Here is a 16448-nt window from a genome sequence, read left to right on the forward strand (position 1 = left end):
AAGCCTCCTAGGCTTTCCAGATATTATCCCGATATCCTGCGATGGTAAAATCGCTTGAAAAACGTCCACTTGCGGCGGTATTGCGAATACTCATTGCAGTCCAGCGTTGTCTATCTTGATAGGCGTTAGCCGCATCAAGTTGGGCAATTCTGAACGCTTCAAAGTCCGCAGCGAGCATCCACGGATCGGTGGGGGATTCAATCGCCATCACCAGCGGGTCGAAAATGCCGGGTTCCTGCAGATTAAAGTGACCACTTTTCAGTAGCGTCATTACGCCTGATAGCGCTTCTGAGGCGGCGATATATTCCCATGGTCGGTAATGGCGTCGCAGCTCCTCAACTTGCTTAGCATTCAAACCGAACAGGAAGAAGTTTTCATCACCCACCTGCTCTAGCATTTCGATATTGGCACCATCTAACGTACCGATGGTTAACGCGCCATTCATCATAAACTTCATGTTGCCGGTGCCGGATGCTTCCTTACCTGCGGTAGAGATTTGCTCCGACAAGTCGGTTCCGGGACAGATAACTTCCATGGCGGAGACGTTGTAATCCGGCAGGAAGGCGAAGCGCAGCCATTTATTGACCTTAGGATCGCAGTTGATCATATGCGCCACATTGTTGGCTAACTTGATGATAAGTTTAGCAATGGCGTACCCCGGTGCCGCTTTCCCCCCAATCAATACGCAACGGGGTTGCATGCCTTGGGTATCGCCATTAATGATGCGCTGGTACAGATGAATGACATGCAGCACATTTAGCAGTTGCCGCTTGTATTCATGAATACGTTTAACTTGCACATCAAACATCATTGAGGTATCAAACTCGACATGGCACCGCTCTGCCACCAACTTAGCTAATGCGGCTTTATTTTCTTGTTTAACTTGATACCAAGCATCGGCAAAGGTTTTGTTATCGGCTAATTTTTTCAGCCCTTCGAGCTTAGTTAAATCGGTCACCCAGTCATCGCCTAACTTGCTGGAGATCAGCGCTGACAGTGTCGGGTTACAGTAGGCCATCCAGCGTCTTGGGGTAACACCGTTGGTGCGGTTATTGAATTTGTGCGGCCATAATTCATAAAAGTCACGGAATAAACCGCTCATTAGCAGCTCTGTGTGTAACGCCGCCACGCCGTTAACAGAGAAGGACGCCACAATGGCTAAGTAAGCCATTCGAACGTGTGGATCTGGCCCCTCTTCAATAATCGACATTGCCCGCAGTTTCTCGGTATTGCCCGGCCAACGATGCGCAACTTCATCTAGATAACGCGCATTGATTTCGTAGATGATCTCCATGATGCGCGGCAACATATGTTTGAACATACGTACCGGCCAACGTTCCAATGCTTCTGGCAACAGCGTGTGGTTGGTGTAGGCCATACATTTGCTGACGATGTTCCACGCTGGATCCCAATCCATTTCATAGACATCCACCAGCAGACGCATCAACTCAGGTACAGCAATCGCCGGATGGGTATCGTTCAGTTGGATAGCATTGAGCTCGGCGAATTTGCTGAAATCCATGCCATGATTAAGTACCCAGTTACGCAGCAAATCCTGCAAACTGGCGGACGACAAAAAGTATTGCTGCCGCAAGCGTAACTCTTTACCGTTTTCGCTGCTGTCATTGGGATAGAGCACCATAGTGATCTGCTCGGCCAAGTTTTTCGCCGCAACAGCTTCGGTGTAGTCACCTTGGTTAAACTCTGCCAAATCAAACTCATTGGTGGCTTCGGCTTTCCACAGGCGCAGCGTGTTAACCCGGCCATTGCGATAGCCGGGGACTGGCATATCGTAAGCCACAGCGGCAACATCTTGCGTATCACTCCACAACATATGGCGGCGGCCAGTAGCATCCACATAACTGTGGGTATGACCAAAAAACTTCACTGTGACGTTATGCTGCGGTACGCGGACTTCCCACGGATTACCATCACGCAGCCAACGGTCAGGCTGTTCAACCTGATAGCCATCAACAATCTTCTGCAAGAACATGCCGTACTCGTAACGGATACCATAACCGGTAACGGCGAGATCTAACGTGGCACAGCTATCAAGAAAACACGCCGCCAAGCGGCCCAAGCCACCATTACCCAAACCTGCATCGTGTTCTTGTTGCTCTAATGCTTCCAACGAAACCGCGTAACTGTTGAGCACGTTACGGCACTCATTAGACATATTAAGATTGAGTAGTGCATTGCCTAAAGCCCGCCCCATCAGAAACTCTAGGGACAAGTACGACACATGTTTTTTCTGCTGTTCAATATCGGCTTTGCGGGTATCACGCCAGTTATCCAGTAACTGCTCTTTGACGGCGATAGCCAATGCATGAAACATCCCTGATTCCGATTGCTCATCCCGCGTTAGGTCGTATCTCAGTTGACGCTCAAAGGCGACTTTCAGTGAATCACAAGGTTCACAGCCCATACTTACCGCAGGTGCTGGAACTGTTGCAGCAGTCGTCGTTTTTGCAGGTGTGGCGCGCTTAGCCGGCCGTTTAGCCGGGGCTTTCTTTGACGCTTCAGTCATGCATTACTCCTTCTTCCATATCCCTGTTCTCCGGGCATTACCGCCCCGAGTAAAATTAACGATCTTGCAGATACCGACAACTTAGTGCCTGCCTCAAAGCAACTTTCAGTGTCTTGCGGTAACCCTATTGCCGAACTGGTGGTTAGCAAGGCTTGCCAACGGTAACCCTCGACAATCTCTGGAATGACGAACTCAGTTTCCTCCTCACTCGCGTGCATCATGATGAGTAACATCTCTACACGACCATCTGCTTCAGTGGTTTTCATCAATAACTGTAGGCTACGGCAATTACCTTCGGCCCAATGTTTCCACGTCATTTCGTCGCCATGACGGTCATACCAACCTAAGGCGTGCTCATCTTTAGGGTTGGCGGAGTGAATAAACTCGCGCGTTTGAAACACCGCAGACTGGCGCCGCAGACTAATCAAGCGCTGACAAAAACTGCGCATCTGTTGCGCCGCTTCATCTTGACGCCAATCTATCCAGCCGATGTTACTGTCTTGGCAATAGGCGTTGTTATTACCGCGCTGGCTATTGCTCTGCTCATCACCAGCAAGCATCATGGGCACCCCTTGCGAAAGCAATAAAGTGGCCATGATATTGCGCTGTTGCTGCTGGCGGATGGCTAAAATTTCTGGCTCATCGGTATCGCCTTCCACCCCATAATTGGCGCTAAAGTTTTCATGGTGACCATCGCGGTTTTCTTCGCCGTTAGCTTCGTTATGGCGTTGCTCATAACTCACAATATCATTCAACGTGAAGCCATCATGGCTAGTAATAAAGTTGACCGAACTGCATGGCCCACGCCCTGAATGCTCAAACAGATCGCCAGACCCATGTAGCCGCTTCGCCAACTCTGGCAACATGCCATGATCGCCGCGCCAAAAACGGCGCACGGTATCGCGATAACGATCATTCCATTCTGAAAAAGGCAGCGGGAATTGACCTAGCTGATAACCTCCGGGCCCAATATCCCACGGCTCGGCAATCATCGCCGCACCACTTAATATTGGGTCCTGCAACAATGCATCAAAAAAGCCAGCGCCAGCATCAAAGCCTTTCGGCTCTCGTCCTAAACAGCTGGCTAAATCGAAACGAAAACCATCCACGCCCATCACTGACACCCAATAACGCAGCGAATCCATCACCAACTGCAACACGCGCGGATGACTAATATCCAAACAGTTGCCGCAGCCGGTATCGTTGATATAAAAACGTTTATCATTGGGATAGAGGCGGTAGTAACTGAGGTTATCAATACCACGGAAATTGTAACTAGGCCCGAGGCGATTGCCTTCGGCGGTATGGTTGTACACCACATCTAAAATGACGCGAATGCCCGCTTGATGAAAATTGTCCACCATCTGCTGAAACTCTTGAATACCATCGTCGGTGGCGCAATAGCTTCGGTGGGGACAAAAAAAGGCTACGCTGTTGTAACCCCAGTAATTTGTCATCCCTTTATCATCAAGAAATGGCTCAGAAAAAAAACTATGTACGGGCAGCAATTCTACGCTGGTAACACCAAGCGATTGCAGATATTCAATCACTTGCGGACTGCCTAGCCCGGCGTAGGTTCCACGGAGTTCATCAGCCAAATCAGGAAACTGCTGGGTAAACCCTTTTACGTGCAGTTCAAAGATCACCTCCGAGTTCAATGATTGTGGCAGCAAACGTTTACCGGAGAACGCTTGCTCCTCCACCACGACCGAACGCGGCACTGCCCAAGCGTTATCAACACAGTTCAGTAAGGTGTCATCACCGATATTGCCATCAGCAGAAACCCCCTGAGTTTGCGCAAGTTCGCTTTCAAACTCAGGAGATTCCAATAAGCATTCAACATCGAGTGGCTTGCCTTGCTCGTCAATTCGCGCATAGCCAAGCATCCACGGCCCCGGCTGTAGTGTTCCTTTGAACCATCGAGCATAAGGGTCCATCAATAACTTATTGGGGTTAAAGCGATGCCCTAAGTGAGGTTGATACGGTCCCTTAACGCGATAGCCGTAGCACAATCCTGCAGCGGCACCTTCCAAAAAACCGCACCAGATCTGCTGGCGATACTCAGGCAATATATAGCGTTCCAACTCACGCCAGTGGCCGCCGCTATCCTGCTCATAGCAACACAGCTCGACTTCTGTCGCATTAGCAGAAAACAGCGCAAAATTGACCCCGATGACTTGGCCTTGCTCATCTTTTACCACTGAACTGCCCAAGGGATAGGGTTGTCCCGGACGCATGAACATGGTTAGTTCTCCTGCAATGTGAAGTACAAGGTCGCAAGCGGCGGTAAGGTAATTACCGCTGAGTGCTTCATGCCCTGCCACGGTTGATACTCACTGACAATGGTGCCGTTATTACCAACATCGGCACCACCATAGAAGTGACTGTCGCTATTCAATCGTTCACGGTAATGCCCACCTTGTGGCAAGCCGATGCGATAACCTTCCCGCACTGCGGGAGTAAAGTTACACACTACGACCACTGGGCGGCCTTTGGCGTCAAAACGGCAGAAAGCCAACACACTGCTACCCGTATCAGTGCAATCCAACCATGCAAAACCATTGCCTTCCATGTCGCGTTGCCACAATGCGGGAAGCTCGGTATAAGCATGGTTGAGATCCGTCACCCACTGTTTCATCTGTTGGTGCGGCGCGTATTGCAGCAAATGCCAATCTAAACTGTAGTCATGTTGCCATTCACGCCGCTGCGCAAACTCATTGCCCATGAACAGTAATTTCTTGCCCGGATGCGCCCACATAAAGCCGTAATAAGCGCGCAACGTGGCAAACTTCTGCCAATCATCACCGGGGATTTTTTCTAGCAATGCGCGCTTGCCGTGCACCACTTCGTCATGGCTTAGCGATAAGATAAATTGCTCGGTGTAGGCATACACCATTGAGAAGGTCATTTCATGATGATGGAAGCTGCGATACACCGGGTCGCGACCGATATAACACAAGGTGTCGTGCATCCAGCCCATATTCCATTTAAAACCGAATCCAAGGCCACCAGCACTTACCGCGCGGCTGACACCGCCCCAAGCCGTGGACTCTTCGGCAATCATCATAATACCGGGAAAACTGGCGTACAGGCGGGTATTAAGCTCCTGCAGCAACTCAATAGCTTCTAGGTTTTCACGGCCACCAAATTGGTTGGGAGACCACTCTCCGGCTTTGCGGCTGTAATCGAGATACAACATCGAGGACACCGCATCCAGCCGTAAGCCATCAATATGGAACTCTTGTAACCAATAACAGGCATTACTCAGTAGAAAGCTTTGCACCTCTTTGCGACCATAGTTGTAGATCAAGGTATCCCAATCTGGATGGCTGCCACGCTGTGGGTCTTGATGTTCATATAAACAGGTGCCGTCGAAGTTGCCCAGCCCATGAGGATCTTTAGGAAAGTGCGCTGGCACCCAATCTAGAATCACCCCAATGCCCTCTTGGTGAAAGGCATCGATCATCATCTTCAAACCTGCCGCATCGCCAAAACGGTAGGTTGGCGCATACATACCCACGGGTTGATAACCCCAAGAACCATCAAACGGAAACTCACTCAGCGGCATAAACTCCACATGAGTAAAGCCCAGCTCTTTCACATAAGGGATCAGGTGGCTAACGGCATCTTGGTAGCTAATGTAGTCGCGGCCATCATCACCTTTACGGCGCCATGAGCCCAAGTGCACCTCATAAATACTTACGGGGGCTTGGTGCCATGCGGTTTGCGCGCGCCGCTTCATCCACTTGCTATCGCGCCACTGCCATTGATCTCGTGGTGGCACAATCGAGGCGTTATAGGGTGGTGGCTCCATGCTGCGCGCATAAGGATCGGCCTTTTCATGCCAGCCACCACCCGCGGTTTGAATGGCGAATTTGTAGTGTTCTAATCCAACTAAACCTGGAATAAAAATTCCCCAAATCCCTGAGGCAGGATGTTTCCGCATGCTATGGCGGCGCTTATCCCAGCAGTTGAAATCCGCCACCACCGACACCGATTGTGCGTTGGGCGCCCACACGCAGAATTGGATCCCCTGTTCGCCATCGACCTCATGCCAGTTAGCCCCGAGAAAATGCCATGCTTGCTGCTGACGTCCCTCGTTAAACAGATAGGTATCATCATCATTGAGTAACGATGAGAACGAATAGGGATCGCTCACCGTATGTTGTGCGGCGGGATAACTGACTTGTAGCAGATAGGGGAACGGCTTGACGCGACGCGGCATCTTACCGACAAACAATGGCTCCGCGCCGGACACCGCGGTTAAACTGGTGACTTTCTTGCCCGTTTTTTTATCTAACACATCCACCTTGGTCGCACCGGGCAGCACCGCCCGTACTACAAGAGATGGCTTGTCGCTACCGACTAAGTGCATGCCTAGCCAACTAAATGGATCTCCATGACGGCCCTCCGCTAATGCCCGAGCACAACCATATTCCGGACAGACATCGTTTGGAGTGTTGCCAATGGACTCGCCAGACACAGCGCCTTCGGTTACTGGTTCAGACATCTCCTGCTTCATCTCCTGCTCCTCCTGTCAAAACATTAAGAATGATGAGTGTTACGTACCGACCTCACCGCCGTCAGCACGTCTACGAATAAGTTCTTGGCCGCAAATTGGGAAACGGGGACGGAATAACGCCGCCGCCAATTGGGGTATTCACTGCTGGTACCGGGGATATTAATAGCATCGACCTCGGCCAATAAATCCGCCAGCGCAATGCTGTATAGCTGCGAATTGCCAGAGGCGACCGTTTTGGCCCAAGTGGGTAAAATCACATCTAGCGTTGCAGAGGATTCCGTCAGCCCCGCCATATCTTTCAGCCAATGCAATACACCTTGCCGTTGATGTTCCCGCTGTTGCTGCGCATGTTGCAGATCCTCTTGGCTCAGCAGATTAAGCTCATGCCGCTTGAGCAGATCTTTACCTTGCCACCAAGCGGCCATCGTCGGTACATCATGGTTAGCCAGCATCATTAAAGCGTGTGATTTATAGTCGTGGGGCGCTTTAAAGCCCGCATATTGCGGGTAGTGATAATCATCGCTGCAAAAGTAAAATAGCTCGTTGGAATAGATGCCGGCGTCCGTCATCGGCGCTTTAATCTCTGGTGGCACAATGCCGAGATCTTCCCCGATGACCATGCAAGCCGCACGATGGCTTTCTAAGCGCAAAATAGCCATCATCAGTTCAAATGGATAATAGATATATGCGCCCGTCGGTTGCGGTTGGCCTAACTCCGCGATTGGCCACCACCACAAGCGAAATAGCCCCATAAAGTGATCGATTCGTAATGCACCACAATGGCGCATATTGCAGCGCAACATTTCGATAAAATGTTGAAAGTTATTCTGTTTTAAGCCGATAGGATCTAATGGCGTCAGCCCCCAATTTTGCCCTTGTGGGGCAAATGGATCTGGTGGAGCACCGATGCTCGCGCGGGTGCAAAATTGCTCAATTTCTCGCGACACCTCAACACCACTTCCCACTGCGCCTACGGCAAGGTCACGGATCAAACCGATCGCCATACCACTATCAGTGGCTAACTGTTGGCACAGAGCTAGTTGCTCTTCCGCAACAAACTGTAAATAGCAATAAAATTCAGGATTCTTCAACCAAGGCGCTGTGGCTTCATCTGCCTGCTGCTCGGCATAGTGCTGCAATGCAGTGCCTTCAGCGTCTAAGAATTCGGTAAAAGCGATACGTCTTGGATGTGTTGCCGGATAGGCATTAAACACCTTAAACATCGCCTTAAGCTCGGCCGCCTTGTAGTGTGCGGCTAGGGTGTAATCAATCCATTCCTCACCTTTGTCGGCTTTTGGCATACGCTTAGGTAAAAACTCACGCCACTGTGGCGTTTGCCCCTCGGCCGATAAACTTGGAGTGATATACAAGCAATGTAAGCGACGTCGATCATATGGGCTATAAGGACTGGCGGCTTCCGGCTCATGCAGAGGCAAGGCATGTAATGGGTTAAGCAGTAAGAAATCAGCGCCTTGAGCGGCCAATATTTTGATGGTATCGGCCAACGCGGCAAAATCACCAAATGCTGTAGGCAAAGAACCACCTGCTGACTCGGCATTCCATAACGAGAAGACTTGTAGACTTACGCCCCAAGGGCGTTTATTTGGCGCTACGCTGGCTAAATCGGCGCCGTAAACTTGTGTGGGAGCCAACAGTAAAATGCCCTGCTCCGTTGAAGTAGCATCATCGGCATAGGTCAAATTTACCTGATGGTAGCCCATACCCGGCAATGCTTCATCGATGGCTGCCAATAGCGGCGCTAGCGCTAACTTGCGCTCTACAAATGACTGATTGCGGGTAAAGTAATCGCCGGTAATACCAGCAGCTTGCACATCAAATGTCAGTATGACTGGGGCTTGCTGTTCGGCGGTCAACTCCAGCGTTAATTTGCCAGAAAATTGGGCAGGAACTTGAAAGGTCAGCATCGGCTGATCGACATCAGCCCATTGTAAAGGACGGAGTAATTTGGTCCACGGTTGTGCATCCAACTCGTCGATTCTGCCATCAACCCATTGCGGATAATCAGCTGCGCTTACCGAGCTTAGTTGCTCATAACACATGGTTTTGAGCAGATACTCCCGATCTGATGTTGGCACCTCATGATAAACACCATTACAGTCAACAAAACCGTTTCCAACACCTTGCAGGTAAAGCAACTTGTCCAGATCCATCCATAGTTCCCCGTGACAGTTTTGAATAACAATTATTGAGCAGGTTACATGCCATAAGCAAATCTCAATTTTCACAAATACTTATTGTGAAACAACCCGCTCAAAACTAACCATTACAAATCAGCATATTAGCTATTTTTTGCACAATTATTGCATCAACTGATGACAATGTGATGGGGTTATATTGTGCAATCAACGATGTAAAACTGTGCAACAGATCACCATTCAAGTGCAACCAAAGCAGAGAGAAGTTAACTGCTTGTTGGTAAAGCCGTTAATTAAATGAACCGTGGGGACATTTGGAGATGAGCGTGTACATCAACACGCTTAAGAAGGTGCTCATCTTGGCGACACCGGGGAGAGGCAGAATCGCGTTGGGCATGGCGTAAGCGCCGATATGCAGCGCCGCCGTTTTGCAAAAAACGCATCTTTAGCGACCAATCTGAAGCGGATATGTCGTCACACTGGGCGCATGCGAGTTATTGGCACCTGCGCTAATCAACATCTATGAGAAACTGTGGGACGCACTATTTTAATTCAGATTTCTCGTCAGCTATCTGGCCCACTAATAGCATAGGCGCAGCATCCAACGCTTCAGCATTCATCATCGCTGCAATGCGCTCAACCGCTGACAGCAATTGGCTTTGTTCCCAAGCTTCAAGCGATTGATAATGCTCTATGAAATGTTCCTGCAAAGGTAATGGTGCATTGGCTAGTAGTGCTTTACCTGTATCACTAAGTAACAGGTGCACTTTGCGTTTATCCGTCACCGAACGCTCTCTGCTAACAAAACCTTTGGCTTCTAATCGGTCGATGATCGAGGTAACGGTAGCTGGACTGAGATTAATTTCTGCGGCGATCTGTTTCAGCAACGGATTGCCCAGTGAGCTTATCTGTTGCATCACCATCAACTGCGGCCCCGTTAATCCAGAGTGCTTACTCAACTGTCGGCTATGTAAGTCGATGGCACGAATAATTTTGCGCAGTGAAATTAACAGTAATTGATGTTTTTCCATGAACAGCGATAACTCTATTTTGGGTGGAAAGATCAGGTCATAGTACGAGCGATGGCTCCCGATTATACCAAAATCTAATAGCGACTTGCCAAAAAACTCCGTTAGCCTTTTCGCATAAGGATTTCAAGAGTCTACCCCGTCTTATCTTGCATTATTTATATTAAATTGAACAAGTTAAACGAGACATACGTAAATGTTCTCGGGCAGAGTCGTGCAGGTAATTGATACTCAGAGCACAATTACTCAAGTTTACTTCTATTAAACTTCTTGCTAAACCAACTGCCACGCGAGAGCGGAGAAAAGCCCTAACACTAGGAGGTGTCATCATGGCTACAAAATTCTTCATTCCATCTGTAAACGTACTTGGTAAAGGTTCATTAGACGAAGCCGTCGGTGATATCAAATCATTTGGTTTCAAACATGCGTTGATTGTCACTGATAAGCCTTTGGTTGATATCGGTATCGTTGGCAGTGTTGTTGAGAAGTTGGGCAACGCGGGGTTAGCAGCGACCGTTTACGACGGCGTGCATCCCAATCCAACCGTCAGTAACGTTGAAGCTGGGTTAACACTGCTGCAAACCAATAAGTGTGATTGCGTAATTTCTTTAGGTGGCGGTTCTCCACACGATTGCGCGAAAGGGATTGCCTTAGTCGCCGCAAATGGTGGCAATATTGCCGACTATGAAGGTCTCGACCAATCAGCAAAACCTCAGCTGCCATTAATTGCTATTAACACCACTGCAGGCACCGCCAGTGAAATGACGCGTTTTTGTATCATCACTGATGAAAAACGTCATATCAAAATGGCTATCGTTGACAAACACGTTACCCCAATTTTGTCAGTGAACGACCCAGAATTGATGTTGAAAAAACCAAAAGGTTTGACCGCAGCAACAGGTATGGATGCATTAACCCACGCCGTAGAAGCTTATGTATCTACCGCAGCAACCCCAATTACTGATGCTTGTGCAATTAAAGCGATTGAAATCATTCGTGATAATTTGCGCACAGCGGTTAATGAAGGTAGCAATTTGGAAGCGCGTGAACAAATGGCCTATGCGCAGTTCTTAGCAGGTATGGCGTTCAACAATGCCAGCTTAGGCTATGTACATGCGATGGCACACCAACTCGGCGGTTTCTACGACTTGCCTCATGGCGTATGTAACGCCTTGCTATTGCCATTTGTACAAGAGTACAACGCTCAAGTCGCTGCACCTCGTCTGAAAGACGTCGCCAAAGCCTTGGGTGTTGATGTCTCTGCCATGAGTGATGCAGAAGGCGCACAAGCCGCGATCCGCACCATTAAAACACTGGCAAAAGATATCAATATTCCAGCCAACCTCACCACCATTGGCGTGAAAGAGGCGGATATTCCAACACTGGCAACCAACGCCCTGAAAGATGCTTGCGGTATCACTAACCCTAAACAAGCAACTCATGAAGAGATCTGCCAAATCTTCAAAAATGCGATGTAGTTGATGTACCGCTAGAGACTGGCGCTACCTCCAGTTCTAGCCGCCTAAAAGAAAGGCCTCGTTACGAGGCCTTTCTTATATGGGTTCATCCGTCACACATTAAATAACGAACTTATTCACTTCACGGCTGATATCACTGCCGAGCTCTTTGAGCGTGATGGCACCAGCTGATGCGGCCTCACTACTACGCGACATCTCATCACCAACTTCACGAATGATCTCGGTGTTTTGGTTAATTTCGATAGTCACCGACGCTTGCTCTTCAGCTGCCGAGGCTATCTGCGCCGCCATATCATTGATGCTGCGCACCGCATCACTAATTTGCTGCAGCACTTGGCTAGCCGCTTCTGCGTCTGCCACGCTGCCATCAGCCTTTTCACTGGCGTCAGTCATAGCGGTCACTGCCGCGACCGTGGATTGTTGCAGCTCAGCAATCATAGCTTCAATCTCTTGCGTCGACTGGTGAGTGCGTTGTGATAACACTCGCACTTCATCTGCAACCACCGCAAAACCACGACCATGTTCGCCCGCGCGTGCGGCTTCAATTGCGGCGTTAAGCGCTAGCAAGTTGGTTTGGTCAGCGATCCCGGCAATGGTAGAAAGAATGGAACTAATTGTCTGGGAATGTTCATGTAACTTATCAATAATTGCACTGGTGTGGCTAAGATCGGTTGCGAGTTCAGAAATCGACTGGCGACTGCGGCTAACCTGCTCACATCCCTGCTCACCTAATGTCACCGCATCCATCGCTTGCTGTGATGTGGTTTCTGCATTGGAGGAGATCTCTTGCGTGGCAGAAGCCATCTCAGTCACTGCGGTGGCCACCATATGCAGCTCAGATTGATGCTTTTGCACACGATTATGTTGTTGCTGTGCCGCACTGGCTGATGATTCAGACTCCAGTTGCAACGATTGTGACGTGACTTTCAGCGTTGAGATAATGCCATGTAACTGCTCGATAAAGCGGTTAAAACTGCTCGCCAGTTGGCCTATCTCATCTTTGCTGGTAATGGGGAGACGTTGGGTAAGATCGCCGTTACCTGACGCAATCGCGTTCAGGTTTTGGCGGATCTGCTCCAAATCATGGAACAAAATACGTGCCATAAAGGCTAACAACATGGTGGCACCGAGCAGAATAATGGCACCAATTCCTAATTGGACCCACAACTGGCGATGCACTGGAGCCATCACGGTATCGCGATCCATCACCATTACAAACGTCCAGCGAGTGTGTGGAATATTCACTGAATACAGTAAGCTGTCTTGCCCTGCAATATTTGCCTGTTCAATCGTATTGCGTGCTGTCAGCTGTTGCAGTTTGGCTGGCGACAGCTTGTCTGAAAACTCAGAGGCTACTTTACGACGCCAGCGCTCTTGTGGGTGGGCAATCAACTGATCACTATCATCAATCAACAGCGCGTAACCATTGCCAGCAATACTCAACTTACCAATGGTTTCTGTCAGCGCGTCGAGGGTCAAGTTGCCCCCAATAACACCAATCAATCGGCCGTTACGTTTTACTGGGTAAGCGATAGTTACCACGTACTTACCCGATGTTACCGAGGTATACGGATCACTAATAAACAGGTCGTTATTAGCAACGGCGCCCTTATACCAACTGCGGGTGCGTGGGTCGTAATCTTTAAGGATGACGTTCGGGTCGTTTTGCAGCATCTGCCCATCGACAGTACCGAGATAAGTAATGCGAAAACGCATGGCTTCGTTGGTCTGTTGCAACAAGATATGTGGCGCAATGTCCTTATTTGTTGCTAGTGAGTTAGCAGTTTTTTCAATAGCTTGAATACGATCATCCATCCAGTTACCCAAGTTGACTGACACCGATTGCGCAAAGCCATCAATGTTGGCATCCAAGGTGGTGTTGATCGTACTATTTAGCGCTGTCAGGCTTTGCCAGATCAGCAATATGCTCAATAGCGCTAATAATAACGCTGAAGTGAGCGTAATCTTCACCTTCAGCGACCAATTCTTAAACATCGTTAGCATAACTATCCTTAAACTACAGCAGGGGCATAAGCGCACCTAACATTAAGACGCCCATGCCTCATATAAGCGACCATATGACTGCGGTTAATTAATGTAAAAGTGAATTTATTTGGACGCCGTGCGGTAATTTCAGTAGCGATGTTAGATAACAATCTGAAAAGGCTTAAAAATATATTCAACAACGCGGAATGCATGAGAAAAATTACTGCGAATAGCGGCTAAGATTTGTTTGATTTTCCTTCAGCAATCGCTGGATTTCGCCCGTAGTTTGCCGAGATCAACCACGGCCCCGTATAATCGGCCGTAACTAGTAGGCAACTATTATCAATTGAATGACCAAGCCAAACTTTACCGAACTCAACCAACGCAGCAGCCTGTCGTTTAAACAGCAACAGCGTATGATCAAAGCGTTGCTCGCCGGCAAGACGATGCTTTGTGACCATTGTGGCAAAGCGCTCAGTGCTAAGTTGCCCAGCGCCAAAGGCGATGTGCTTGGCAGTATCCGCTGCGCTAAAGGTTGTACCGATATTGAGCTAGAAGCGGATATCGCTACTAAGTAGTCCAGTCATCAGCAAGGGACCGTGATGTTTTCTGACCAAAGTTTTGCATTTTTACGTGCACTGAAACACAACAACGAACGTAGCTGGTTTAAAGAACACCAACAAACCTACGAAGACAATGTACGTACGCCAGCGCTGCAATTTATTGAGCTTATGCAGCCACATATTCAGGCGATGTCACCACGTATGACCGCAGTGGCTAAAAAGGTCGGCGGCAGTTTAATGCGGCCCCAACGAGACACCCGCTTCAGCCACAACAAATCACCATATAAACTCAATGTCGGCATCCAGTTTCGTCATTTTCAGGCGGGTGATGTACACGCCCCCGGTATGTACGTGCATATTGCCGAAGATGAATGTTTTCTTGCTGCCGGCTGTTGGCATCCGGCAGGGCCAGAGCTCAACAAAATTCGTCAATGTATTGATGACAATCCCAACAGTTACCTCAAAGCAATTGCACAGTTAACTGCTGCCGGCTTCATGTTGGACGGCGATTCGCTGCAACGTCCCCCCAAGGGGTTTGATAAGCAACACCCCTTGATTGATGAACTTAAACGCAAAGATTTTATTGCCATCAAAAGTTTGAGCAGCCAACAAGTTTGTCGCGACGACTTTGTAGATTTTTGCGCCCAAGAGTTTCAAGCCGTGCAAAAACTGATGGGCTATCTTTGCTTCGCCCTTGAACTCGATTATTAAGTGACAGCGCGGGAAGTTTGCTATACTCCGCGCCCTGCACTATCAGCCCACGCCGGAAACTTGCGATGACCCCAATAGAAAAACGCGCCTTAAGCTATGCCACCACCATTAATGGCCTATTTGATGACATCATCACATCGAAAAAAAATGCCGACCGCGTCATTGCGGAGTATTTTCGTGCCACTAAAAAACATGGGGCAAAAGACCGTCGCATTATTCGAGAAACCCTGTTTGGTCTATTTCGTTGGTGGGGCTGGTTACAACAGTTGCAACCTGAGCAAAGCGCGGGGTCTGCACGTACCTTACTGCTCTATCTGACAAGCCAAATAGAGCAACACGCCTGGCAGGATATTGCCGAAGCTTGGGCCACGTTGGCCGATACGCAATATTACGTGGCCGATGAAATTTATAGCCCACAAGCGGCCTGCCGTTGGCTCAACAATAGTTTTGCGCCTAAATTGTTCACCCTAGAACAACTGGTTCCAGATTGGTTATGGCAATATCTGCCTGCTGATTTTACCGCTAAAGAAGCGCTGATTGAGTCGCTGTGTCAACGCCCACCGATATGGGGGCGTGTACAACGTATGTCGCGAGCTGACGCGCTGGCACAATTGCAGGCTATTGAGATTGCCGCCACAGCGGGGCACTTTAGTGACACGGTTAATTTGGGTCAAAAAAGTATTAACTTACAACAAGTGCCTTTATATCGCGATGGACACCTTGAAGTGCAAGATTTGGCGTCACAAGTGATTGGCCAGATCTGTGCACCTCATGCTGGTGAACATTGGTGGGATGCCTGTTGTGGCGCTGGAGGTAAAACCCTGCAGCTAGCCTCATTGATGGAACAAGCAGGTAACACAGTCGCCGATATCGTGGTGTCTGATGTACGACCTGCCGCTATGAATGAGCTGCAAAAACGCGCCCAACGAGCGGGGTTCAGCAACATTAGCACCGCCCCTTGGCAAGATGACACGCTCCCCGTCGCCAGCGCCAGCTTTGATGGCGTATTGGTCGATGCGCCCTGCAGTTGTATCGGCACTTGGCGTCGTAACCCCGACCAGCGTTGGTTAGACGATGAATCGGTCGTTAATAACAGTGCCGAACTGCAACAAAAGATTTTACAGCGGGCGGCGGCTGCGGTTAAACCCGCTGGAGTATTGGTCTACGCGACTTGCTCTATCACCGCTACCGAAAATCAGCTGCTCGTTGAAAAATTTTTGCAACAACACCCAGAATTTACGCTGGAAACAGTGACACATCCCTTTACTGGCAGTGTGACACAATACCTGACTATCTGGCCTTTTGAAGCGGATAGTGATGGGATGTTTGTCGCACGACTACGACGGGCATCATAATCAACCGCATTCGAGTGGTCATACGGGTCAATTTACAACGGCAAAAAATTCTTACCGATAAGCACTAAATATTTCGCTTTAGCTTAGCAACAGCTTTGAGTAAAAAGATCGAGTGCTATATT

The 16448-nt window shown here is 49.1% G+C and carries 10 protein-coding genes; 4 read left to right on the forward strand and 6 right to left on the reverse strand.

Going from position 1 to position 16448, the window contains the following annotated elements; all coding sequences use genetic code 11:
• Window positions 1–7: 7 nt before the first annotated feature.
• From ACN0TT_RS01945 to ACN0TT_RS01965, 5 genes are all read right to left on the reverse strand, one after another.
• On the reverse strand, window positions 8–2527 hold the full coding sequence (locus ACN0TT_RS01945) for a glycogen/starch/alpha-glucan phosphorylase (RefSeq protein WP_417760453.1): 2520 nt from the start codon (window positions 2525–2527) through the stop codon (window positions 8–10).
• The gene (gene glgX / locus ACN0TT_RS01950; protein ID WP_417760454.1) at window positions 2524–4770 is read right to left on the reverse strand and encodes a glycogen debranching protein GlgX; all 2247 of its coding nucleotides are present in this window, start codon (window positions 4768–4770) and stop codon (window positions 2524–2526) included. Before glgX ends, ACN0TT_RS01945 begins: the two co-directional genes overlap by 4 nt.
• Window positions 4771–4772: 2 nt before the next feature.
• Window positions 4773–7049, reverse strand: coding sequence for a 1,4-alpha-glucan branching protein GlgB (gene glgB / locus ACN0TT_RS01955; RefSeq protein WP_417760455.1), 2277 nt, complete (start codon window positions 7047–7049; stop codon window positions 4773–4775).
• A gap of 23 nt (window positions 7050–7072) precedes the next feature.
• Window positions 7073–9220, reverse strand: a complete 2148-nt coding sequence (gene malQ / locus ACN0TT_RS01960; RefSeq protein ID WP_417760456.1) for a 4-alpha-glucanotransferase — start codon at window positions 9218–9220, stop codon at window positions 7073–7075.
• Window positions 9221–9747: 527 nt separating this feature from the next.
• Window positions 9748–10236, reverse strand: coding sequence for a MarR family winged helix-turn-helix transcriptional regulator (locus tag ACN0TT_RS01965; RefSeq protein WP_417760457.1), 489 nt, complete (start codon window positions 10234–10236; stop codon window positions 9748–9750).
• A 326-nt stretch (window positions 10237–10562) separates the two neighbouring features.
• On the opposite strand from ACN0TT_RS01965, the gene yiaY reads away from it, so the two are divergent.
• Window positions 10563–11711: an L-threonine dehydrogenase gene (gene yiaY / locus ACN0TT_RS01970; protein WP_417760458.1), complete on the forward strand. Its 1149-nt coding sequence runs from the start codon at window positions 10563–10565 to the stop codon at window positions 11709–11711.
• 99 nt (window positions 11712–11810) lie between these two features.
• Here yiaY and ACN0TT_RS01975 read toward each other — a convergent pair whose 3' ends face one another.
• Window positions 11811–13706, reverse strand: coding sequence for a methyl-accepting chemotaxis protein (locus ACN0TT_RS01975; protein WP_417760459.1), 1896 nt, complete (start codon window positions 13704–13706; stop codon window positions 11811–11813).
• A 341-nt stretch (window positions 13707–14047) separates the two neighbouring features.
• Between ACN0TT_RS01975 and ACN0TT_RS01980 the strand changes: the two genes are divergently transcribed.
• The 3 genes from ACN0TT_RS01980 (at window position 14048) to ACN0TT_RS01990 (ending at window position 16326) form a co-directional block, all read left to right on the forward strand.
• The gene (locus ACN0TT_RS01980) at window positions 14048–14275 is read left to right on the forward strand and encodes a hypothetical protein (protein WP_417760460.1); all 228 of its coding nucleotides are present in this window, start codon (window positions 14048–14050) and stop codon (window positions 14273–14275) included.
• 24 nt (window positions 14276–14299) lie between these two features.
• A complete protein-coding gene (locus tag ACN0TT_RS01985) occupies window positions 14300–14971 on the forward strand; it encodes a DUF2461 domain-containing protein (RefSeq protein ID WP_417760461.1) in 672 nt (223 codons plus the stop codon).
• Between the two features lie 65 nt (window positions 14972–15036).
• Complete coding sequence (locus ACN0TT_RS01990; RefSeq protein ID WP_417760462.1) at window positions 15037–16326, forward strand: RsmB/NOP family class I SAM-dependent RNA methyltransferase; 1290 nt, start codon at window positions 15037–15039, stop codon at window positions 16324–16326.
• Window positions 16327–16448 lie beyond the last annotated feature (122 nt).

Source organism: Shewanella sp., assembly GCF_048265805.1.
Lineage (GTDB): Bacteria > Pseudomonadota > Gammaproteobacteria > Enterobacterales > Shewanellaceae > Shewanella.

Excerpts from the sequence above, each read along its gene's own strand:
- ACN0TT_RS01945 (WP_417760453.1), bottom strand. The coding sequence starts at position 2,527 with ATGACTGAAGCGTCAAAGAAAGCCCCGGCTAAACGGCCGGCTAAGCGC.
- glgX (WP_417760454.1), bottom strand. The coding sequence starts at position 4,770 with ATGTTCATGCGTCCGGGACAACCCTATCCCTTGGGCAGTTCAGTGGTA.
- glgB (WP_417760455.1), bottom strand. The coding sequence starts at position 7,049 with ATGAAGCAGGAGATGTCTGAACCAGTAACCGAAGGCGCTGTGTCTGGC.
- malQ (WP_417760456.1), bottom strand. The coding sequence starts at position 9,220 with ATGGATCTGGACAAGTTGCTTTACCTGCAAGGTGTTGGAAACGGTTTT.
- ACN0TT_RS01965 (WP_417760457.1), bottom strand. The coding sequence starts at position 10,236 with ATGGAAAAACATCAATTACTGTTAATTTCACTGCGCAAAATTATTCGT.
- yiaY (WP_417760458.1), top strand. The coding sequence starts at position 10,563 with ATGGCTACAAAATTCTTCATTCCATCTGTAAACGTACTTGGTAAAGGT.
- ACN0TT_RS01975 (WP_417760459.1), bottom strand. The coding sequence starts at position 13,706 with ATGTTTAAGAATTGGTCGCTGAAGGTGAAGATTACGCTCACTTCAGCG.
- ACN0TT_RS01980 (WP_417760460.1), top strand. The coding sequence starts at position 14,048 with ATGACCAAGCCAAACTTTACCGAACTCAACCAACGCAGCAGCCTGTCG.
- ACN0TT_RS01985 (WP_417760461.1), top strand. The coding sequence starts at position 14,300 with ATGTTTTCTGACCAAAGTTTTGCATTTTTACGTGCACTGAAACACAAC.
- ACN0TT_RS01990 (WP_417760462.1), top strand. The coding sequence starts at position 15,037 with ATGACCCCAATAGAAAAACGCGCCTTAAGCTATGCCACCACCATTAAT.